Here is a 21,364-nt window from a genome sequence, read left to right on the forward strand (position 1 = left end):
TCGCGCCTAGTCTGAGTCACGCATGTAGCACTCGGCGCAAGGGGGTTGTGTGGCGATCGATGGTGGGCGCGTTGCTGCTCGCGGATTCCAGTATCAGTACCTGCGTACGGTAGAGGCGTTGTTGGCTGGCATGCAGCAGGGCGAAGCGACTGCTTGTCGTGTCGAGGGGCCCGGAAATGCGGTGTCTGTCCACCATGTGGATTCGGTCGATTTCGACCTGATCAATGCCTCTGGGCGCTCGCTGCTTGCGGTGCAGGTGAAGAGCGCTGGCGCAGGACGGTCCGCGCGGGCGCGCGAGGCTGTGTCGGTGCTGGTTCATCTGGTCACCGGCTTCGAAGCCGACCAGTACCGCTTGATCACGTCCGCTGTCCCGGACGAAGGGTGCCTGCATCTCCATGAGTTGTTGAAGCGCCACGGTGGTGACGTTCCGCGCCTCAAGGTGGGTCTCAAAGAGCTTTTGGCACGGGCTCCGGCCGCTTGGGGCCTCTGCCAGGCGTTGTCCGCCGAGCACTGGGAGCGCTTGGGGCGTTCGGGCATAGAGTTCGATGCCCGCAGTGATGAGCAGTTGCGTGAGGACCTCCACAGTGCGCTGCGCTTGGAGCGTGAGAGGGCGGGGCGGGGGTTGTCCGGGCAGTCCGGCGGGCTCGTGTTGGGCTGTTTGGTGGCCGAAGTCATGCGTCGGGCGGCTGATCCCGGTCTGGCGCAATGGGATGTGAGTGATTTCCGCAGGTCAGTGCTGGTCGGTGATGAGGAACTGCGCACGGCTCTGGGGCGGCAGGATCTGGGCATCGTGTTCGGGCAGGCGCCTCCTGTCCCGGAGGTGGACCGGGCGCACCTCGTCGAGAAGGTAGGCGAGGTACTGCTGGGTGGGCACGATTCGGCGCAGGGTGTGCGGACGTGTGTCATCACAGGTCTGTCGGGTCTGGGTAAATCCAGTCTCGCCGCCGCGTACATCGCGGCTGAAGCTTTCCGCTATGACGCTGTGTTCTGGGTGGACGCCGAGAGCCAAGAGTCTTTGGTGGCGTCGTTCGTCCGGATGCTGGCACACCTAACGGGCAGTGCGGAGCAAACGGAGGTGCGTGACCCACGGCTGATCTGTGAGCGGGTTCACGCCGAGCTGCAGTCGCTACCCGGGCGTTGGCTCATGATTCTTGACGACGCAAGCGCGTCCGTTGCCGGCGCCTGGATCCCCCGGCGGGGGCACGGCCGGGTAATCGTGACGGCGCTGGGGGGCCACTGGCCGAGGACCGACGGGCTCATCGGTCTAGAACCGATGAGCCGCGAGGAAGCACTTGAGCTGTTGCAGCTGCGGCTGTCGGTCGGTGCACAGCAGGCCACCGAGCAGGCGTCGGTACTGTCCCAGCTGGCTGACGTCTTGGAGCACTGGCCATTGGCGATCGAGGTGGCGTGTGGCTATCTGGTCAGCTGCGGGGTTGGCGTGGAGCGGATTGCTGCTTATACGGAGACCCTGGTGCACCGAGCTGCCGACGATGCGCAGTCGGTGCCTGCCGGCTATCCGCGGACTCTGGCCGCAGCGGTCGCGCTGACCATGGAGCGCCTCATCAGCGGCGCACAAGGCCGTGGCCTGCTGCAACCGACTCTAAACACGGTAGCTGCACTGTGCTGGCTCGCACCGCGCCGGGCGCCGGTGCATCTCGCTGCAGCATGCGCGTTCTACGAGCCCGAAAACATGCCACCATCTCCCAGATGGCTGGTCTTCGATGAGACCCAGATCCCGGTACGGGAGGTCATGCGCGAGTTACTCAATGTCTCCCTCGTACGGTGGGACGAGCCGCTGCCAGCCCGGGGTGAGTCAGTCCCCGGAAGCGAGGACACCGTATCGATGAACGCGGTCCTGCAGCAGATCATCGCCCGCTATCTGGGAATGACCGGCGGAGAGGTTACGGCCGCCTTGTCGGTCCTTGCCTTCCACTCGGACCGCTGGCTGCGCGGAGCTCTGCTCACCGGTCAGGCGGAGCGTAGCTGGGAGCTGGCTCAGCACGCCACTGCTCTTGTTGGGCACATCCACTCGGCAGGGACAGCAGATACTTTCACCGCTCTGCTCATGGGCAACCTTGCCGCGTTTCATCATGCCCATGGCCAGTACGAGTCCGCGCAGCGGCTGCTGGAGCTGGAGCTGGAATGGCTGGTGCAGGCCGGCAACCCGGACGAAGGGATGGCCGCCCAGGCGAGCACGTCACTCGCCCATCTCGTTCAGCTGCGCAAGCAAGACGGCGCCGCCGCCTGCATGACCCACTACCTGGGCCCTGTGCTGGCCTATCTGCGTAGGCTTGACGGCCGCCTGCACGACAACGTCGCCGACCTGCCGGCCCAGGCCTCCTTGATCCTTCAGATGCAGTTGCGCAGAGAAGCCGACCCTGGGCTGGAGGAGCTGCTGAGGGGATTTCGTTCCCTCGCCGACGGTCTCCCCTCACCCGAGAGGGAGCATACGGTGCAGGGCCTCCTGGCGATCCAGGATCTGATCCGGCAGGGAGAGGCCGAGCGCGCCGAGCGCGCTGCAGCCAAGGCCCTGGCGAGTTGCGCCGATCCGTGGGCGTCGAGCACAGCCGACTTCAGACGCCTCTTGGTCGAGGCGCTGGTTCTGCAGGACAAGTGGGTCGAGGCCGATGCTGCATTCACCGACTTCCTGCCCTATGCCGGCCCCCACACCCTCCACGGGTTTGCAGTGCATCACCTGGTGCACAACGTCGGCTGCCAGGGCGCGTGGAAATGGGTGTTGACCGGGGAGCAGCACGCCGTGCAGTTGCTGGGACGGCTGCTGAAAGAGACCTGCATCACCGAGAATCCAGCGTACGAGACAGGCACCGACGAAGCACGATTCATCCTGCTGCAGGCGGTCTACGACGGCTGGCGCGCGGTGCACGAGGGCGCAAAAGAAGCGGCACCCCTTAGGTTGCTTGCCCGACTGAGAGACAAGACGTTCACCGATCCACATGACCCCGGGAGTGTGTGGGAGAGGATTCTCCAGGGACTAATCCCGCGGCTGTCAGCCGTTGCGGGAGAGACCGCACACCGCCTCCAGCAAGAGGCCGGCGAAGCCGTGCTTGCCGAGTTCTCACCGATGTTGCAGGCCAATGAGGACCTGCGTGCCGCGTACGAGGAGGCCGGCTGCTATTCGGTGCTGTCGCTATCCACGGACCCCGTCTACGGGATCCTCGCCGGCCGCTCCACCGTGGACATCCTCCTACCTGAAATTCAGAAGCTGTTGCCAACGTCGAGAGCTTTGGTCATCCTGCAGCCTCATCAGATGCTTGGCGCCACCTCGACCGAGAACGGTGAGTCAGTCGAGCTGCAGATCCACCGGGCCTGCGACAAGGGCCTGCGTCGCCTGATCGGGCCGCAGCCGACCATCCCCTCACCGAAGCACCTCACGCTCACCGTGGCGGGGCAAAGGCTGACCCTCGAGCATGACGACGGCACCGTCATCGCACGCGCCAATGCGACGGCATCAGGCCGGTGGCGGCAGGCAGCCCGCAACCGTGGCAGCGCGCTCGTGCTGTATGGCTACGGCCTGGCCCTCCACGACCCGCCCGCGCACCGGCAACTCATGACAGCTCCTCCAGAAGTACACCACCGGATCGCCGAGGCGAGCGACAACGGGCTACTCGCCGCCGCCCTGGTCTCCGTGCGCATACAGCCCGGCGCGACCGTTCCGGGAGCAGCTGCAACGGCAGTCCGCCGACAGCCGTCGCGGACTGCCCGTGCTCAGCGGAAAGGGCGCCGCAGATAGCTCACCAGCGCCTTGCACAGGCCAGAGAGATGGAGGCGGTAACAGCCAAGGCCAGTCCGGCGCGTACCACCAGGACGTTCTGGCCGCGGCCGGCCCGGCCCCGAGAAGAGTGTCAGCCACGGCGGCGGCCTACCTCTGGGCCAGCGCAACCCCTGTCTCCCATGCCAGCCACGACGCTTCGGCTGCTGATTGAGCCTGTTGCTGCCCGAGCTGCCGCCGAAGCTGGTGGAGGGACGGTGGTGAGTGCCCGACCGTCAAGCCTTGGGCGGCCATACTGTTAGTTCTGCACACCGGTCCAATGGGCCTGACTGCCCTAGGAACTTGCCTTCGGCACGGGCGTGACCTGCTTGTGGCGCCTGGCAGCCTGGAACGAGGCGGGCATCTGTGACCAGTTGCTAACCAAGTCGCGGCCGAAGGACGAGCTGGACTGGGGAGGCGGTCGAGTCGCTGTGGGCTGAATGAATCAAGAACGACTTCTGGCCCGACATCCATCACCGGCCGAGGGCCTGCGCGCGCACCTGGACCTCCAGGGCGGCAGGCCGCACGGCGCGCTGATGCCCATCCACTGGGGGACCTTCAACCTCGCCCCGCATCCGTGGGCGGAGCCCGGGGAGTGGATGAAGGACGTGGCCGAGGAGGCGGGGCAGCCGGTTGCCTTCCCCCGCCCGGGTGAGCCGTTCGAACCGGCAGGGGAGCTTCCCTCGGATGCGTGGTGGCGTGCGGTGTCGGCACCTGCCGCACGCTCGTGGAGCCGCTCCGAGGTCGCGGATGCGGCACCGGTGCACCGGGAGGAAGTCGACCTCGCGGGCGAGCGGTGATGGAAGGCAAGGGCGATCTTCAGTAGCTCGCCCGTATGCACTTCTCGGGGAACCTGCCCGACGAGGAAGGGTGATCTGCCTGGATCACATGCCTTCTCGGGGGGCAACTCCTCGTCCACAGGGGCCGGTCGGGAGTGCCGAGCCTCAGAGGGCAGCCGTTGCTACGGTGGCCGAATGGCGATACGAAGCCATGAGCACGAAGCCCTTGCCGAGGCATGGGGGGCTCTCACCCGGTGGTTGGCGGAACATGCTCCTACGTCGTATGCCTCCCTGCTGCCGTCGGCGCCGGAGGAGTACATCACCGCTGCGGGTGATCAGCTGAGACAACACCTCGGGTACGGACTGCCTGCCGAGTTGAAGGCGCTGTGGCGGCTTTGCGGTGGGGTGGAGCACCAGGAGATCGAAGGCGACGACGAGGGAGAGGTCGGCTCGGGGGCCTTCCTGCCCGGCGGGATCATATTCACTCCGGAGCAAGCCATGTCCGCGGTGCTTCTCGGCGGCAGCAGCGGGTGGGGCGCACCGATCGTTCCCTGGCTCACACGGGACGAAGTCGGGCCTGAGTCCGGCCACTACGCAGGCCCCGACGGTGTCGGATCCTGGGAGCTCCCTGAGGGGATCGACGATCCGCAGTATCCGTCGATCGCCGCCTACCTGGGCGCCGTGCACCGCACCTTGACGGCTGGGCCCGCTGATCTGATGGGCTCGTCCGGCGTGCCAGGCATCGTTCACGGCTGCCTGATCTGGGATGACCCGCAGAGGTCGTGGCTGACGGATGCGGCCGAGGACTGGGCGCCGCTGCACTGAACGCAGCCGGCCGGCCTGGTGCTCAGGGCTTGGCCATCGTGCAGACGAGGTCAGCCTTGGTGGTGTCGCAGCCCTTGAACCAGGCATTGCCCGGGGCTCCGGCAGCGCCGGCACCTCGCTGATCCGGGCGACCCCGCGGCGCGCGGCCTGCAGTTCGTCGAAGCCGTGGCCGAGCGCCGCCACCGGTGCGGTCAGCCCGAGCCCCAGCAGCAGGAACGGCAGCATATCGGCAGGGGCCATGGCCCCGCCGCTGTGCCGCGCTCCCGGTCAACACCGCCAGCATCACGAACGGGGGCGAGAGCACCAGCTGCATCCCTGCGGCGATCGGGGAGATCCCGCGCACCCAGCGGTCGAAGGTCGCGACGAACTCATCGGTGGCGTCGAGGAACTCCCGGTGGGCGCGCTCACCCCCGCCGAAAGCCTTGACCACCGCGATGCCCTGGACGAACTCCACTCCTGAGCCTGCGATCCGCGTCATTGCCGCGTCGAAGGCGGCTTGTTCGCGCAGCCAAGCGGGGGTCATCATCAGCGGCACCCGCCCCAGCCGCGCGGCAAGCTGTCGGCGCAACGCCAACTGCACCCGCCCGTCCAGCAGATGGCCAGACCCGCGCTGCCGCTGCCGTGAACAGCAGCTTGCCGAGCAGACCGACCGCACCCGCTGTCACGACGAACGGGACATGCTGTGGTCGACCGGGCCGGGTGCGAGCAGGGTGCCGCCCAGTTCGACCACTGCGAGCAGCGGCACCAGCCCGGCCGGGGCGCCGGTGACCTGCAGGCCGACAACAACGGCAAAGCCTCTCGCGTACGGCCGCAGCAACCCCGCCACACCCCGCCCCTCCGCTGTCGGCACCATGTGCCGAACAAGGACACCCTGCTGGACGGGATGGTCGAGCAGGTCGTCCCGGAAGCGGTCCCCCCGGAGTTCGGCGCCGCCACCTGGCGTGAGGACCTGAGTGCCTACGCCCAGGCGCTTGTCACAGCCCTGCGGGCGCATCCGCATGCCGTGCCACTGCCCGCACCACACGCATCCCGCAGCATCCGTGAGGATTTTCCCCGCTGCACCCCTTCTGTTGGCCGGGCCCGGCTACCTTCGCCTCGCCCGGTCCGGTACAGGAGAGGTACAACCATGAGCGCCCCGATCCACCGCACCTCGACACGGCGGTCCGCAGCCGCTCTGACGTCGGCCCGGCATCGTCGGGAAGGGAGCCGGACCGGGAGTACGTCCGCACGCTCGACGGAGCACGCCCTCCTCGAGATGCAGTCCCGCGTCGGCAACCGTGCCGCGACCGCGGTGGTCCAGCGCGCCCCGGACGCCGGGAGTGGGAGGGCTGCGGGGAAGGGCGACGCGTCCGCCGGAGCGAAGAAGAACTATCGCGACCGGATCGCCGGGCTCCTCGACAGGTTCAAGAAGAATCTCGAGCCCATCGACACCTTCATCAAAGGCTTCCAAACGCCCACCAACGCGGCCTTCACCCAGCAGGCCGCCGTCGCGGCCAACGAGGGACTCAAGCACTCAGCCGCCGCCTCGGGCACCTCCGCAGCGTCGGGGAACCTCCTCACGGAGGCCGCCGGCACCGTGGTCAGTGGCATGGACGCGTACAAGAACATGAAGACCGCCCATAAGCACGAGACCGGGGCCGGCCACCACACGGCGAAGAAGAAGGCCAGGACCAAGGGGGCCGACACGGTCGTCGGCGCTGCCGGTTCCGGAAGCTACAGCGCCGCCATCGCCAAGGAGGTGACCAAGATCCAGAAGGCGGCGGACGCCGCGGTGGCGTCCGAGGCGAGCGGGATCGCCAGCGCTTCCATCGGCGCGGTCAAGGGCATGCGGGCCGTATTCCGGGCCGGGGGAGCGGCCCGCAAGTACAAGCAGATCAAGGAGCTGGGGGACCCCCACCTCGTCCACGCGGGGTCACTGGCCCGGCTGAACGAATCGCGGGAGCAGGCCAACTGGGCCGCCGCGGAGGCTTACGTCGCGCTGGACGCCTACTGGAAACACGAGGGCCAGGGACGGCTGGAGCTCGTTTCCGAGGCCGTCGACGCCGCGTGGGAGGCGATGGGCGAAGCCCGTGACGCCGCCGAGAGCCTCCAGCGCGCCGAAAAGGACGTGGAAAAGCTGAGCACGTTGCAGGGGTACGCGAAGAAGAAGCAGCTCACCAAGATAGGCAAGGAGACGGTCGGCGGCGGGTTGGGCGAGTCCACCAAGGCCGCGGCCGGCGTCGTGACGGCTGTCGCGGCGGGAACAGCCGGGCTCGCGAGCAACCCGGTCGGATGGGGCCTCGCCGGGGCCGGGGCCGGCCTCGTCCTCGGCGTCACCATGTACAAGGCGCTCCGCGCCGCCACGAAGCGCTACGAGGAGGTTCGTCACCCCGAGCGCTGGGGCCCGCAGGGTGAGACCCCGGCGGAGGCCCAGTCCCGCAGGGAGTCGCTGCAGCATGCCCTGAAGTTCTGGAAGAAGGTGTCGAAGGGCGAACGGCAGGCCATGGCGCGCGAGATCTACGCCCTGGCGGCAGGTCCCGACATCTCAGGGAGTGGCAGCACGACGGCCGAGATGCGGGAGTCCGCCAGGGCCCTGCTCATCGCACTCAAATCCGGCCCGGCCAAGCACAAGCTGGAGCCGGAAGCGTGGGCTGAGACCCTCAACGACCCCGCGAAGACGTCCGGTTGGGTCCAGGAGATAGCGGAGCAACTGGCCTCGGGGTGACCGTAGGCATGACGGCTGTCGAGAGGCGCAGCGGGTGTGAACGCACTTCGGCCTGCGCGGTCGCGGGTCCTGCCGGCCGGTTCATCGCTTCCGGCCTCTCACGGCCGCAGCGATGGTGACCGCGGTACCGGCAAGGAGCGGCAGAGTCATCGCCGCGAACAACCACGCGGGCACGTTCGGGTCCGGCGTGGACCGCCAGAGTATTCCGCAGCCGGCGAGGAAGGAGATGCCGATGCAGGTGTTGAACAGCAGCAGAGCGCGTGCGACCCGGCGTGCTGCGGCCCGGCTGCTCGGCCTGTTGAGCAGGGGGGATGTCGCTTGCGCGGCGGCGAACGGCGAAGCGTCGGAGTGCGGCAGCTCATCGAGCGGTGTCACTCGTAGTGTCAGTTCCGCGCATCCGGCCATCAGAATCGTTGTTCCCGCGTACACGAAGACCAGCAAGAACACGCTGCCGATCGACCTGTCGGTCCAGGCGTCCACTCCGCCGGCCCCGATGTGCTTCGGTATCCGATCCGGCAGGTGCGGGTAGCGGAGCGTCCCCCAGGTCGCTGATCCGATGAGCAGGACGGCACTGGGGAGCAACCACAGCCGGACAGGGGGTGAAGAGAACGCCATGTGGTCGATCATCCGATGGGGGCCCGAGGTCGGGAAGGGGTGATGGCTGACTGATACGCGACCGCGACCGTACGACACCGGCCGAGGGGTTGCGTGCGTGCCTGGACCTCCAAGCTGATGCCCATCCACCGGGGGGAGCGGGTGAAGGACGCGGCCGAGTAGGCGGGGAAGCCGGTCGGACCCGGATACCGGCCTCTGATTCGTCGAGCAGGCGGTCCCGGGCTCAGGGCGTACCGGGCACCGGGCGCTCGGGACGCGGCGTTGCCGCCAGCGGCGGGGAGAGGAGGGGTTCGAGTAGCCGCGCGAGTTGCTCGCGCTGTTCCGGATCGAGCCGGCCGGTGGCCGGTGCGAGGGCCTCCCGGGCTTCCTCGTACAGGCGCTGGGTGAGGTCGCGTCCCTCGTCGGTGATCAGAACCACGACGGCGCGCTTGTCCTCGGGGCTGGTACCGCGTGTCAGCAGCCCACGACGTTCGGCACGGGCGATGAGGCCGGACAGGGTCGACTTGTCCAAGCCCAGGAAGGCCGCAAGGTCGCTCATGCGGGGGCGCCGGTCGCGCAGGATGCCGAGCACGCGCAGCTGGGTGAGGGACAGGTCGTGCTCAGCGCCGACGCGGGTGAGCACGCCCATGACCTGGAAGGCGCTGCGGACCAGGCCATCGATCAGGTCGTCCGTCGAGTCCTCGGGAGCCATGCGAGCAACCCTACTTGACATTGTTTGCATTACCAATAACTCTCATAGTGATTGGTAATGCAAACCAACTGGGGGAGCCCTCATGCATGCTGCTGTCATCACGGCGTACGACGCACCGCCCGTCCACGGCGAGCACCCCGAGCCCGTGGCCCGGGGTGAGCACGAGATCGTCGCGGACGTCCTCGCGGCGGGCCTGCACCACCTGACCCGGGCAAAGGCGGACGGCACCCACTACTCCGCCACCGGTGTCTTCCCCCTGGTGCCCGGCGTCGACGGCGTCGTACGCGACTCCGCCGGCCGCCTGCGTTACGCGGTCCTGGACGACACGAACCTCGGCACCTTCGCCGAGCGCACGGTGATCGACGTACGCCGAAGCGTCGTCCTGCCCGACGATGTCGATCCTGTACGGATCGCCGCGGCGATGAACCCGGGCATGTCCTCCTGGGTCGCCCTGCGCCGCCGCATCACCTTCCGCGAGGGGCAGCGGGTTCTCATCCTCGGCGCCACCGGCAGCGCCGGACGCATGGCCATCCAGATCGCCAAGCGGTTCGGCGCCGCCCAGGTGTTCGCCGCGGGCCGCGACACCACCCGCCTCAGGGCGCTGCCCGGACTCGGTGCGGACCAGGCGCTCACATTCGACGAAATCGCTGCCGCAGCCGACGTCGATGTCGTCCTCGACTTCGTGTGGGGCGCTCCCGCCGCCGGCGCCATGCTTCCCATGCTCACCGCCCGTTCCGACCGCTCCGCCCCACTGACCTGGATCCAGATCGGCTCCATGGCGGGCGAGTCCGCCCCGATCCCTTCCACGGTGCTGCGCGCGGCCCGGCTGAAGATCGTGGGCAGCGGCATCGGCTCTGTCTCTCCCCGTGACTTCATCGCCGAACTGCCCGAACTGGCGAAAGCGGTGACCGAGGGCGCCATCGACGTCCAGGCCCGCGCGGTGCCGCTGGCCCGGATCGCGCAGGCGTGGTCCGAGAGGACCGGCGAGCGTCTGGTCCTCGTGCCCTGAAGCCCTCGGCCGACCTCCCACCTCACGTGTCCCGGCTGCCTGCCACCCCTTCACTCGCAGGCAGCCGGACGAAGACCAAGGAGTGAGTCATGCAGAAACGTGCGCTGGTCGTGGGCCTCGGTATCGCGGGTATGTCCGCGGCCGTAGGACTACGCCGGGCCGGGTGGACACCGGTGATCATCGAGCGGGCGCCCGAGCGCCGCACCGGCGGCTACTTCATCAACCTGACCCCCGAGGGCATGCGAGCGGCCGAAGACCTCGGCCTGGACACCCTGCACACCCGCAACCCCGAGCACGGGACCACCTGGTCGCTGAGCCGCCGGGGCCACCGCAGACCCGCCCTGGGCTGGCTCGACCTGCCGGGCCGCCCCACCGCGATGGTCCGGGGTGACGTCGAAGCCGCGCTCTGGCGGCAAGTCCGACCGCATGGCGACGACGGTGTCGAGGTCCGCTTCGCGACCGCACCGTCGAGGATCGTAGAGGACGGCGCCGCGGTGCAGGTACTGCTGGAGGACAGCTCCACCGGTCGGCGCTACCGCGAATCCTTCGACCTGGTCGTCGGCGCCGACGGACTGCGCTCCACCGTACGCAGGCTCGCATTCGGCCCTCACGAACGCTTCATGACCGACTGGAACGCGATGGTCTGTGCCTTCCCGCTGCCCGAGCAGGCCCCGTCGTTCGGCGCGCAGGACAGTCTCATCAGTGCCCGCTCCGGGCGCGCCGTGTGGGTGTTCGGTCTGGCGGACAGGGCGCCCACCGCGCTGCTGACCTACTGCACCAGAGACATCGACGCCCAGTTCGCCGGAGACCGCGCCGAGCGACTGCGCGCCGTGTTCGACGACATGGACCATCCCGCCGTGCGGCATGTCCTGGACGCACTGCCCACCACGACGGACTGCCTGTTCGACTCTGTGCATCAGGTGAAGATGGACCGGTGGAACACCGGACGGGTCGTGCTCGCCGGCGATGCGGCGTGGTGCCTGAACCTGTTCTCCGGTATGGGAACCACAGCCGCCCTGAAGGGCGGAGCGGAACTCGGCCGCGTCCTCGTGGAGCGACCCGACGATCTCGCCGCCGCACTGACCGAGTGGGAAGCCCGGCTGCGCCCCTTCATCACGGCCCATCAGCGCATGGCACGGCTGAAGCACCAGTGGTTCGTGCCGACCAACCGTGCTCTGGTCGGAGTTCGTGCGCTCGCCCTGCACCTGGCAGTCAGCGCTCGGCGCACCGTCACCGAAACGCGCCTCCTCCAAGCCGCCGCCCCGGTGCCGGACCGTGTGTGAGCGGGGCCACCACGCGCTCGCTCGGCGCGGTCGGGCACCCGACCGCCAGATCGTCACCCGGCGGGGGACTGCGCCCCTATGACGTCGAGGAGTGCCAGGCGGTCGGCGTCCACGGTGCCGGGTTGAGCTGTGTAGACCATGACGCGCAGGTCACTGCCGGTGATGCTGAGCACGTCGCAGTCCAGGGTCAGGGCGCCGACGTGGGGGTGGTCGATGGTCTTGCGGGCGGCTTGGTGCTCGCTGACGGCGCCTGACTCCCACAGCGCGTCGAAGTGAGCGCTGCGACGGCGCAGTCCGGCGATGAGGGACCGCAGGTTCGCATCGTCGGGATAGCGGCCGGCGGTGCGGCGCAGGTCGGCGGCGTGTGCTGCCTGGAGTGCGCCCCTGGATTCAGGAGTGTGGCGTACGCGGCTGTGCGGGTTGAGGAAATTGCGCCAGACCGCGTTGAGGTCGTCGCCGTGCCATTCCCCCAGGAGTGCCGTGTACAGAGGGTTGGCGAGCAATTGGGTCCAGGCGGCGTCGAAGACGGCGACCGGTGTGCCGGCCAGACGGTCCAGCATGCGGTGGACGCCGGGAGTGATGTGCTGCGGGACCGTGCTCGGGCCTGGCGGGGCGAGGCCGGCCAGGCGGAAGAGATGGGCTCGTTCGTCCTGGGTGAGTCGCAGGGCCCGGGCGAGAGCTTCGACGACCTGGGGGGAGGGGTTGGTGGCGCGTCCCTGTTCCAGCCGGACGAGGTAGTCGGCGGAGACGCCGGCCAGCTGGGACAACTCCTCGCGGCGCAGCCCGGTGGCGCGCCTGCGTGCGCCCACCGGCAGGCCGACGGCCTCGGCCGGGATGTGATCGCGCCAGTGGCGCAAGGCCGTGCCGAGTTCCGTGGTCGCCATGCCATCGATTGTGGCAAGAGAGGCGTCACCTGTCCTGGTACCGCCATTCCCATGAAAACGGGTCCACTGGCTGATCATGCGCTTCCCGCCGACCATGAAGGCAGGGCAGAGGTACAAACGCCTGCACGGCCCGTCGTGGGTTCATCGGGCCGGTGGCCAGGGCACACGCGCCGGCGCGGCACGTGCACCGCCGTAACGCCTCAACGCCTGAAGGAGGACCTCGGCCCTCTCTCGAAAAGACTCCGGGCCGGCCGTCCACCTGACTCCATCGGAGCCTCACCCCGGCCGCTTCGGCCGGCACCCGAAAGGCACACCCCCCATGGACAAGCTCGCCCTCGTCACCGGCGCCACCTCCGGCATCGGCAAGGCCTTCGCCGACCGCCTTGCCGCCGACGGCTATGACCTGATCATCGTCGGCCGCCGCAAGGACCGCCTCGAGGAGTTCGCATCCGCCCACCGCGGCGTCACGGTCCGCGCCGTTGCCGCCGACCTGTCCACCGACGCCGGCATCGACACCGTCGCCGGCATCTGCGCCGCCGAGCCGCTGACCATGCTCGTCAACAACGCAGGCGTCGCCCACTACATGCCATTGGCCGAACTGCCCGCCGACAAGGCCCGCGAGCTCGTCCACGTCAAGGTGCTCGCCCCCACCATGCTCACCCGCGCCGTCGTCGCCGGCATGCGGGAACGCGGCGGAGGGAAGATCATCAACGTGGCCGGAATGATCGCTTTCAGTGGTCCCGCCGACAAGGCGGTCATGCCGCGCCGCGCCGTCTACGCCGGCTCCCTGGCCCACCTCGTCGCCATGTCCCAGGCCCTCGGCGTCGAACTCGACGACACCGGCGTCCAGGTCCAGGTCCTGTGCCCGGGCGTCGTCGCCACCGAATTCCACGAGCGCCAGGGTCTCGACATGAGTGTCGTGCCTCGTATGAGCGCCGAGGACGTCGTCACGGCCGGCCTGCGCGGCCTCGAACTCGGCGAAGTCGTCTGCGCGCCCGGCGTCGAGGACACCCGCCTCCTCGACGCCGTATTCCAGGCCGACCTCGCTGCCTTCGGCGGGCAGAGCCCCGTACTCGCCTCCCGCTACCGGGCCGAATGAACCTCCAGGCGTTCTCAGTGCGGGAAGCGGCGGGGCGGGCGAGTCACCACGGACTCGCGGAACTCGGCTATGCGCGAATGGACTTGGCGCATCAGGTAGGTGTCCTCGATCCGGTCCAGGTAAAGACATCGGGCAGCCAGGCCCGGGAGGTCGAAGGCGAAGTACAAGGACATCAGCGGGTTCACGAACAACTCGCTGCCCCGGGTGCGATCGGTGAACCGGACGTCCCCGAACGAGCCGCGCACGGCTGCCGCGATCGAACCGTTCACGATGCTCGGGTGCTGTGGTGTGTGATGCTGGGCGTGCTCCACCGCGTCAAGGTAGAGGGCGCCCTCGCGGGTGGCGCGCGGTATGGAGAACGCACCGAGGTATGCGCCGTCGCGCTCCAGGGCGGCGATGTTCTCCAGTACGTGTGAGTGGTTGACGCCGTGGTACGCGTCCACACCGAACCCGACCGACACGACGAGACGCGTCGGTATGCCGTCGAGCGCGGCCAGCGCCGCCACGCTGGCCAGATCCTCCTCCGGAGTGCCGAGCCCGGCTTCGTCGCCGCGCATCAGGATGTCCGTACCACCGTCGACCAGCACCACGGCGTCGATCCGGTGCAGCTCGACCAGTGCCTGGTAGGCGCTGCGCAGCGGACGCACCCCGGTCTGGGGGAAGGCGTACACGGTGGACGGGTAATCGTGCTGGTGCAGCCACTGAGCAAGGGTCCGCTCCGGGAAGTAGCTCTGGTGCGGAGCGGAGTCGGGAGTGACGGCGGCCAGGTCGGGGGCAGCCCAGTCATCGGTCGGGAGACCTTCGAGTGCGCTGAAGGAGAGGTTCGCGAGATGCACCTGCTTGCCTTGATGCAGGAGGGAGAGAGCCAACGGCAGGCCGGAGTAGATGTCGAAGCCGCCTCCCGCGCCCGCGACGAGGATTCGTTCGGCATCTGCGAGCCGGGTGAAGAGCGGGTTCGAGTGAAGGGACGTCATGTCGATCATTGTCCAAGGCCCGGCACCCCTGGCGCCCTTGATTTCTCATCGCGGCGAGGGAGCCACGGAGTAGCCGGACTCCGCGCCTCCGACTCTGTGATCGCCTCCCCGGCCGTGCCGACTTCGTGCGGTGAGTACGATCACGTACGCCGGTGTGAGTACGTGAGCGGTTGCCCGTCGCACGCGGCGCCGAAAGGGTGAACGCATGCGCCGACTGCTGCTGCTCGCACCGTTGTTGTTGTTCGCCGCCGCCTGCGGGGTGGTGCAGTCCTCCGAGGGCGAGGCGACAGATGCCGCACGGGAGGTGGCCGGAAGGGCGGGCGAACGGCTCTACGGCCAGCGTCCGCGCACGGCGGAGGAGGTCGGACGTGCTGCCTCCGGCATTGACGGTGTGGAGGTACTGCGGGTGACGGGTACCTCGACCCATGACGGGGACGGCGTCAACGTGGTCGTCCGCACGTCCGGGTCGGCGTACAACGGATGGTTCGACGTCGAGGAGGTCACCGTGCGGCGCTGTTTCGAGGTGCGGGTGTCGCCCAGGTCGGAGTGGCGTGAGGAACCCCGCGACGTGGTCTGCCCGGACGGCCGTCCGCTGACCTTCGCCCCGCCGCCCGAGCCACCCCGGCTGCCGTACGAGGAGCTCCGCGCGAAACTCCCCCGGGTGCCGGAGCGCGGCCGCGTGGACGAGGCCGAGGTACGCCGTGTGCTCGCCGCCCTGGACATGAATCCGGCGATCCGTACCGAGGTGAAGGCCGACGGCGGCCGGGTCGGCGTTCTCCTGTCGGTGAAGGGCAACGGCTTCGACCCGCAGGACTGCCTGCTTGCCCGCGTGGGCCCCGGTGCCACCGAGGTATGGACGCCGCCCAGGATCCAGCGGATGCCCGGGGAGGGCGGCTGCACCGTCGGCAACGCCCTGGACCCGGCACCGGCACCGCACTGAACGGGGCGCCTGGTGCGGGAGCGCGAACGAGGGGGCCGCTTGTCGCCGTGTACGGCTGGAGCCGAAGCGGGGACAGTCCGTTCCGGGACGTCAGGGCTGCCGACGAGCGCGTGCCGAGCGGACTTCGGCGTCACCCCGGGCGCAGAAGACCTCTGAGCGGACCGTCACGCCTGTTCCGCCCCGAACACAAGGCCGGGCGAGGCGTGGTTAGGGTACGGGGTCGCCCTCGCCGCCCCGCCTCGGAGTCCCACGCCCTCATGGAGCCCATCCCTCCGGACCCGCTGATCCGCCGCCATCGCAGGGCCCTGCAGCTCTGCTTCGCGATACCCGGCCTGTCGCTCGCCACCTGGGTGACCCGGACCCCCGACGTCCGGGACCTGCTCGACGCCTCCACCGCCGAGATGGGTCTGGTTCTCTTCGGCATGTCGATCGGCTCGATGCTCGGCATCCTGGTCGCAGGCGCCCTGGTGGCGCGGCTCTCGACCCGCCCCGTCATCGTCGCCGGCATGTGTCTCGTGCTGGCCGGTGTGGGAGTGATGGCCCTGGGCACGATGATGTCCTCGGCGCCGTCGGTGTCCTTCGGCCTGCTGCTCATCGGCGCCGGTGTCGGCCTCTCGGAGGTCGCCAGCAACGTTGACGGCGCCGTTGTGGAGCGAAAGCTCGACCGGCCTGTGCTGCCCGCCCTGCACGGTTGCTACAGCCTCGGCACCGTGGTGGGGGCAGGCCTCGGGGTGGCCGGCGCAGCAGCCGGTTTTCCGGTGCCCTGGCACCTCGCGGTCGTGCTGCTCCTCGTGGTCGGGATGTTCGCCTTCGCGGTGCCGGGACTGCGTCCCGGCATCGGGCGCCCCGGGGCCGCCGACGTGGCGCCCGGCGGCCCCGGGGCCGCCGGAGGGGCCCGGGAACGCCGGCTCTACCTCGATCCACGCCTGCTGATGATCGGGGGTGTGGTGCTCGGCGTGACGCTCGCCGAGGGCGCCGCCACCGACTGGCTGCCGCTGCTGATGGTCGACGGCCACAACATGCCCTCCGGTCTCGGCTCGTTGGTGTACGCCGGCTTCGCCGCCACCATGGCGGCGGGCCGCTTCGCCGGCGGCCCCGTGGTCGCCCGGATCGGCCGGCCCGCGGTGCTCGGCGGCGGCGCGTTGCTGACCGCTGTCGGCATCGCGCTGGTGTCCTTCGTGGACTCCCCGGTGGCAGCCGGCTGTGCCGTGCTGCTCTGGGGGCTCGGCACCTCGCTCGGCTTCCCGCTGGCCCTCTCCGCGGCCGGCGAGTCCGGCCCGGACACCACCGGCCGTGTCGCCCTGACCTCCCGGATCGGCTACGTCGCGCTGCTGGCAGGACCGCCGTCGCTCGGCTTCCTCGGCGAGCACCACGGGCTGCGCGCCGCGATGGTCCCGGTCCTGCTGCTCATGCTCGTCGCCGCTGCGCTCGCGCCCGCCACCGCTTCCCGGCCCCGGCGCACCGCGGTGACGTGCGACCGTCACGAGTGGGCCGGGTGACCGGGTAGCCTGCCTCGCTGAGTGGGCGGGCGGAGCCGTTCACAGCCGCGGGCTGTGACGGTCGTGGCCCGCGCCCCCTCCTGACAGGCGGCAGTATGGCCGCATGACGACACGACCGACGATCACCCTCGTGCGCGGGGACATCACAGAGCAGCACGCCGACGTCCTGGTCAATGCCGCCAACTCCTCACTCCTCGGCGGCGGTGGGGTGGACGGTGCGATCCACCGGCGTGGCGGGTCCGAGATCCTCGCCGCCTGCCGCGACCTGCGGGCCTCGCACTACGGCAAGGGACTGCCGACCGGGCAGGCGGTGGCGACGACGGCCGGCCGGCTGCATGCGGAGCACGTCGTCCACACGGTGGGCCCGGTCTGGTCGAGCGCCGAGGACCGCTCCGCGCTGCTGGCCTCCTGCTACCGGGAGTCCCTGCGGGTGGCGTCGGAGCTGGGAGCCCGGACGATCGCCTTTCCGGCGGTCTCGACGGGCATCTACGGTTGGCCTCTCGACGACGGGGCCCGGATCGCCGTGCGTACGGTCCGCGAGTCAACTCTTTCTCCGGTCACCGAGGTCCGGTTCGTGCTCTTCGACGAGGAGGCGTACGCCCGCTTCGACCAGGTGCTGAAGGAGTAGGGCGAACTGCGTCGGCGCGGCTTTCCCGCCGGCCTCAGTGGCTATCGTGACCCCGTGGAATCTGACACCGGAACCTTCCCGCCTCACCCGATTCGGGGTGTCCGAGCCGTGTACGCGCGGCAGGCCGGCTGTCCTTGTGACTTCGCCGAGGTCACCGTGGACTTCGAGCCGTGGGAGGCGGGCGTCGTCTTCGAAGTGGCGGCTGATCCGGCGGTCGACGGTGACGACGATCCAAACTGGCAGGCCGAGTGCCGGGCCGCTGTCGAGGCGGGTATCCGCGACGAACTCGCCGCGTCAGGGGCCGGGTTGGCTCCGGCGGCAGCGGTGGTCCTGCGGCGCATGCGCTTCCATGCGGTCGATTCCCACCCCCGGGCGTTCCGACAGGCAGGCCGCCTTGCTGTCCGCAACGCTCTCGCAGAGGCCCACCGGCCACCGCGGGCGGCGCAAAGGAGAGCCGGGGCTGACAACCCGCGAATTCGGCCCTGGCCGCGCTCCTGATCTCACGTCTGCCGGCGACGCCGTGCGAAGCCGGCGGCAATCGCCATCGCCAAGGTGGTGTCGGCGGCAGTCCAGAAGACGAGCTTGGCCTTCTGCCCATTGACCGTCCGAGACTCCCCGTCCGCGTGGAGACAGAACGAGTCGGGCGGGAAATACTGCGAGACAGGAGTGCTGCGCGTGCCGTAGCAGGGTGACGTATCGGGGAACAGGATGGGCTGCGCGCGCTGCGAGAGGACCCAGCCGACGAACACGGTCAGCCACCCGGCCAACAGGAACACGAGCAGCATCCAGCCCGGGATTTTCGCTCTCCGTCCCAGCAGCCACACCAGGCAGGTCGGCACGCCGAAGACGACAAACGCGGCGAGCGCCAGGATCAGAGCCTTCATGATCCTCTGATCATACCGATCAATGGTCCGTGCTTCCCATGGCGGAGCTTGTCGGCGAGCACTGACACGCCCATCGGTCCGTGGAGGTGGCCAGGACGGTTTCACCTCAGCGCCCGCCCGTGGGTATCACCTCTCCCGAGAGGGGCAGTCCCAGCCCCGCCACGGCCCTGGAGACGAGGCGGGCCATCTCGACAGCTCCTCGCTCCTGGAAGTGGGTGTCGTCCTGGACGCCGTTGGGGAGGTTCGGGTACTGCCCGGAGTTCAGCCACATGAAGATCCCCTTGGACGCCTCCACCCCGAGCCCGTCGAGGTAGGCCCGGCTGGCCGCCGAGAGGTCGACCAGCGCGGCCCCCTCCTCCTGCGCCACCGCCCTCGCGGCGTCCACGTACGCGGGGAACGAGACGTTGAACTTCCCGGTGGCGGCGTTGTAGGAGCGCCGCGACACCGGCGTCACCACGACCGGCGTGGCGCCCAGGTCCCGGGTCGCGCGGATGTAGTCGTTGCGCAGGTACTCCTTGTAGTCGGCGGGTGGCGTGTACCGCTCGGCATTGCCGACGGTCGCGTCGTTGTGACCGAACTGGACGAAGAGGTAGTCGCCGGGCTCGATCACGTCGTGGATCGCGGCCAGCCGCCCCTGCTCGATGAACGACCGTGAACTGCGGCCACCGATGGCACGGTTGGCGACGGTGATGTCCGAGGTGAAGTACGAGTACAGCTTCTGGCCCCACCCGGCCTGCGGGTAGTAACCCGAGCTGTAGCTCTGCGCGGTGGAGTCACTCGCGATGTACACGGTGCCGGTCGCCGCCGCGCTCCTCCCGCTGCCGGTAGCGGACGAGGTGACGGCGGCGGCGGTGCCGGGAACGCCCAGCGCGCCCCCGACGCCGGCACCGAGCGCGCCCGCGGCGCCGAGGAGCAGGCGTCTGCGGCTGGTGCTGCTGACCGTGGCTGTACGACTCATCCGGCCTTCTCCGTGGGTTCGTCGAGGAGATCGTCGAAGTCCAGTGGCAGCAGGCGCGGAAAAGGTTGCCGGGACCGGCTGACGGAGTCGTGAGGGGCCATGGGGCGAGGGTCAGTCGACCGTGAGCACGATCTTTCCCTGGATATGTCCCCTGGCGGCGCGTTCGTGCGCGGCCCGGGCTTCCGCCAGCGGGAACGTGCTGTCGATCGCGACGCGGACCGTGCCCGTGTCGAGCAGGCGTCCCAGTCCGGCGAGCTGCGCCCCGTTCGAGCGGACCTGGGTGCCCGTGACCGTGACGCCCAGCTTCGCGGTTTCTTCCTCGTCGAACTCGCCGAAGAACACCGGGAACTGGGACCCGCCGCGCTTGAGCGTGCGCAGGAAGCGGCTGCTGTGAGGGCCGCCCACGGTGTCCAGGACGAGGTCGACGTCGCGTACGAGTTCCTCGGGACGGCCCCTGGTGTAGTCGATGAACTCGTCGGCGCCGAGCTCGCTCAGGAACGATTCGTGCGCGCCCGATGCCACGGCGATGACGCGCGCACCCTTCCACTTGGCCAGCTGCAGCGCCAAGTGCCCCACGCCGCCCGCCGCACCGTTGACCAGCACCGTGACGCCGGCACCGAGTGGCACCGGGCGATGCCGCGCCGCCTGGAAGGGCGAGGGGTGATCGTGTCCGAGCTCGATCAGGAACTGCCATGCGGTGAGCCCGGCCATCGGCGCCCCTGCGGCGTGCACGTGATCGATACCGGCCGGCTTGCGGGCGAGGTCCGACGCGGGCGCGGCCACGTACTCGGCGTATGTGCTGCCGTCGAAGCTGGGAAAGCGGAGGAGGCCGAAGACCTCGTCACCGACTGAGAAGCCGTCCACGTCCGCGGCGACGGCCACGACGACGCCCGACAGGTCCGTCCCCGGGATCACGGGAAGGCCGAACTTCGGCCTCGTCTCCGGAGGCAGGTCGGACATCCCGTCGCGCAGGTACCAGTCCGGCGGATTGACACCGACCGCGTGCACGCGGACGAGCACCTCACCCGGTCCCGGCTCGGGAACCGGCACCTCGTCGTAGCGAAGGACCTCGGGGCCGCCGTGCATATGGAGCCGGACCGCCCTCATCGTGTGTATCGGCATCGTCTTCTCCTGCCCGCGCCGCGGGATAGGCTTATCCGGATCGGCGATCCGAATAAGCGGATCACTGGTACGAATATATGGACCACTGATCCGGATAGTCAAGGGGAACAGATGCGGGCCGACGCCAGGAAGAACCGCGACCACCTGCTCGCAGTGGCGGGCGACGCCCTCGCCGAACAAGGCGTCGACGTGTCCCTGCGCGACATCGCGCGCAGGGCGGATGTCGGGCTCGCGACGCTGCTGCGTCACTTCCCGACGCGCGAGGCGCTGCTCGAGGCCCTGCTCCGGACGAGCTTCGACGAGCTGACGGCGCGGGCGGCCGAGCTCGAGACGTCGAGCTCGCCGGCGGACGCTCTCGTCTCGTGGCTGCGCGACTGCGTCGCGTGGACGACCGAGTACCGTGGCGTGACCGTGCTGATGGCGGCCGCCATCGAGGACGCCGAGTCCGCACTCCATGCTTCGTGCGTCACTCTGCGCTCGGCCGGCGCCCGGCTCCTCACCCGCGCCCAGGCCGCAGGCGTGGCGCGGACCGACATCGACGGCGCCGACCTGTTCGCGCTGGTGGCGGCGCTCGCCTGGCTCGGCGATCAGCCCGCGCTCGCGCCGCGCGCGGACCGCCTCTTCGGGGTTGTCGCGAGCGCGGTCCTCGCGGGCGCGGGGAGCGGCGATGCCGAGGAGGAGCGCGGGGTCCGTAGCTGACG

General features: G+C 69.4%; 20 protein-coding genes and 1 pseudogene. 12 read left to right on the plus strand and 9 right to left on the minus strand.

Going from position 1 to position 21,364, the window contains the following annotated elements; translation table 11 throughout:
* The first annotated feature begins 49 nt into the window (after window positions 1-49).
* From ACIQM3_RS16585 to ACIQM3_RS16595, 3 genes and pseudogenes are all read left to right on the plus strand, one after another.
* Window positions 50-3,751, plus strand: coding sequence for an NB-ARC domain-containing protein (locus ACIQM3_RS16585; protein WP_401624425.1), 3,702 nt, complete (start codon window positions 50-52; stop codon window positions 3,749-3,751).
* 485 nt (window positions 3,752-4,236) lie between these two features.
* Window positions 4,237-4,569: pseudogene (locus ACIQM3_RS16590) on the plus strand (MBL fold metallo-hydrolase); the annotation flags it as partial.
* 174 nt (window positions 4,570-4,743) lie between these two features.
* A complete protein-coding gene (locus ACIQM3_RS16595) occupies window positions 4,744-5,373 on the plus strand; it encodes a hypothetical protein (RefSeq protein ID WP_401624427.1) in 630 nt (209 codons plus the stop codon).
* A gap of 22 nt (window positions 5,374-5,395) precedes the next feature.
* On the opposite strand, the gene ACIQM3_RS16600 is transcribed toward ACIQM3_RS16595, so the two are convergent.
* Together ACIQM3_RS16600 and ACIQM3_RS16605 are read right to left on the minus strand one after the other, a co-directional pair.
* Window positions 5,396-5,953 carry a hypothetical protein gene (locus ACIQM3_RS16600; RefSeq protein WP_401624429.1) on the minus strand — a complete coding sequence of 186 codons (558 nt, stop codon included), beginning with the start codon at window positions 5,951-5,953 and terminating at the stop codon, window positions 5,396-5,398.
* A gap of 81 nt (window positions 5,954-6,034) precedes the next feature.
* A complete protein-coding gene (locus ACIQM3_RS16605; RefSeq protein ID WP_401624431.1) occupies window positions 6,035-6,373 on the minus strand; it encodes a hypothetical protein in 339 nt (112 codons plus the stop codon).
* A 126-nt stretch (window positions 6,374-6,499) separates the two neighbouring features.
* Between ACIQM3_RS16605 and ACIQM3_RS16610 the strand changes: the two genes are divergently transcribed.
* Window positions 6,500-8,077 (plus strand): hypothetical protein, encoded by a 1,578-nt coding sequence (locus ACIQM3_RS16610; protein WP_401624433.1) that lies wholly within the window; start codon window positions 6,500-6,502, stop codon window positions 8,075-8,077.
* Between the two features lie 81 nt (window positions 8,078-8,158).
* On the opposite strand, the gene ACIQM3_RS16615 is transcribed toward ACIQM3_RS16610, so the two are convergent.
* Window positions 8,159-8,692, minus strand: coding sequence for a DUF1648 domain-containing protein (locus tag ACIQM3_RS16615; RefSeq protein ID WP_401624435.1), 534 nt, complete (start codon window positions 8,690-8,692; stop codon window positions 8,159-8,161).
* A gap of 223 nt (window positions 8,693-8,915) precedes the next feature.
* The gene (locus ACIQM3_RS16620) at window positions 8,916-9,383 is read right to left on the minus strand and encodes a MarR family winged helix-turn-helix transcriptional regulator (RefSeq protein ID WP_401624437.1); all 468 of its coding nucleotides are present in this window, start codon (window positions 9,381-9,383) and stop codon (window positions 8,916-8,918) included.
* 82 nt (window positions 9,384-9,465) lie between these two features.
* Between ACIQM3_RS16620 and ACIQM3_RS16625 the strand changes: the two genes are divergently transcribed.
* Entirely contained in the window at window positions 9,466-10,392 is a 927-nt protein-coding gene (locus ACIQM3_RS16625; protein ID WP_401624439.1) for a zinc-binding alcohol dehydrogenase family protein, read from the plus strand.
* Between the two features lie 89 nt (window positions 10,393-10,481).
* Window positions 10,482-11,675: an FAD-dependent monooxygenase gene (locus ACIQM3_RS16630; RefSeq protein ID WP_401624440.1), complete on the plus strand. Its 1,194-nt coding sequence runs from the start codon at window positions 10,482-10,484 to the stop codon at window positions 11,673-11,675.
* A 53-nt stretch (window positions 11,676-11,728) separates the two neighbouring features.
* Here ACIQM3_RS16630 and ACIQM3_RS16635 read toward each other — a convergent pair whose 3' ends face one another.
* Window positions 11,729-12,559 carry a helix-turn-helix transcriptional regulator gene (locus tag ACIQM3_RS16635; protein WP_401624442.1) on the minus strand — a complete coding sequence of 277 codons (831 nt, stop codon included), beginning with the start codon at window positions 12,557-12,559 and terminating at the stop codon, window positions 11,729-11,731.
* A 319-nt stretch (window positions 12,560-12,878) separates the two neighbouring features.
* Between ACIQM3_RS16635 and ACIQM3_RS16640 the strand changes: the two genes are divergently transcribed.
* Complete coding sequence (locus ACIQM3_RS16640; protein WP_401624444.1) at window positions 12,879-13,658, plus strand: SDR family NAD(P)-dependent oxidoreductase; 780 nt, start codon at window positions 12,879-12,881, stop codon at window positions 13,656-13,658.
* A 14-nt stretch (window positions 13,659-13,672) separates the two neighbouring features.
* On the opposite strand, the gene ACIQM3_RS16645 is transcribed toward ACIQM3_RS16640, so the two are convergent.
* Complete coding sequence (locus ACIQM3_RS16645) at window positions 13,673-14,632, minus strand: DUF1152 domain-containing protein (RefSeq protein ID WP_401624446.1); 960 nt, start codon at window positions 14,630-14,632, stop codon at window positions 13,673-13,675.
* Window positions 14,633-14,837: 205 nt separating this feature from the next.
* Here ACIQM3_RS16645 and ACIQM3_RS16650 point away from each other — a divergent pair, with 205 nt between their 5' ends.
* From ACIQM3_RS16650 to ACIQM3_RS16665, 4 genes are all read left to right on the plus strand, one after another.
* Complete coding sequence (locus ACIQM3_RS16650) at window positions 14,838-15,572, plus strand: translation initiation factor IF-2 (RefSeq protein ID WP_401624448.1); 735 nt, start codon at window positions 14,838-14,840, stop codon at window positions 15,570-15,572.
* Between the two features lie 257 nt (window positions 15,573-15,829).
* The gene (locus tag ACIQM3_RS16655; RefSeq protein WP_401624450.1) at window positions 15,830-17,071 is read left to right on the plus strand and encodes an MFS transporter; all 1,242 of its coding nucleotides are present in this window, start codon (window positions 15,830-15,832) and stop codon (window positions 17,069-17,071) included.
* 103 nt (window positions 17,072-17,174) lie between these two features.
* Window positions 17,175-17,699: an O-acetyl-ADP-ribose deacetylase gene (locus ACIQM3_RS16660; protein ID WP_401624451.1), complete on the plus strand. Its 525-nt coding sequence runs from the start codon at window positions 17,175-17,177 to the stop codon at window positions 17,697-17,699.
* Between the two features lie 108 nt (window positions 17,700-17,807).
* Window positions 17,808-18,197 (plus strand): hypothetical protein, encoded by a 390-nt coding sequence (locus tag ACIQM3_RS16665; protein ID WP_401624453.1) that lies wholly within the window; start codon window positions 17,808-17,810, stop codon window positions 18,195-18,197.
* A gap of 2 nt (window positions 18,198-18,199) precedes the next feature.
* Here the strand turns inward: ACIQM3_RS16665 and ACIQM3_RS16670 are convergent, their stop codons facing one another.
* From ACIQM3_RS16670 to ACIQM3_RS16680, 3 genes are all read right to left on the minus strand, one after another.
* Entirely contained in the window at window positions 18,200-18,583 is a 384-nt protein-coding gene (locus ACIQM3_RS16670; protein WP_401624455.1) for a hypothetical protein, read from the minus strand.
* A 106-nt stretch (window positions 18,584-18,689) separates the two neighbouring features.
* Complete coding sequence (locus tag ACIQM3_RS16675) at window positions 18,690-19,541, minus strand: rhamnogalacturonan acetylesterase (RefSeq protein WP_401624457.1); 852 nt, start codon at window positions 19,539-19,541, stop codon at window positions 18,690-18,692.
* Window positions 19,542-19,652: 111 nt separating this feature from the next.
* Window positions 19,653-20,663: an NADP-dependent oxidoreductase gene (locus tag ACIQM3_RS16680; protein ID WP_401624459.1), complete on the minus strand. Its 1,011-nt coding sequence runs from the start codon at window positions 20,661-20,663 to the stop codon at window positions 19,653-19,655.
* A gap of 111 nt (window positions 20,664-20,774) precedes the next feature.
* Here ACIQM3_RS16680 and ACIQM3_RS16685 point away from each other — a divergent pair, with 111 nt between their 5' ends.
* Window positions 20,775-21,362 (plus strand): TetR/AcrR family transcriptional regulator, encoded by a 588-nt coding sequence (locus tag ACIQM3_RS16685; protein ID WP_401624461.1) that lies wholly within the window; start codon window positions 20,775-20,777, stop codon window positions 21,360-21,362.
* Window positions 21,363-21,364: the final 2 nt, after the last annotated feature.

It is taken from the genome of Streptomyces sp. NPDC091271 (assembly GCF_044757505.1).
GTDB lineage: Bacteria > Actinomycetota > Actinomycetes > Streptomycetales > Streptomycetaceae > Streptomyces.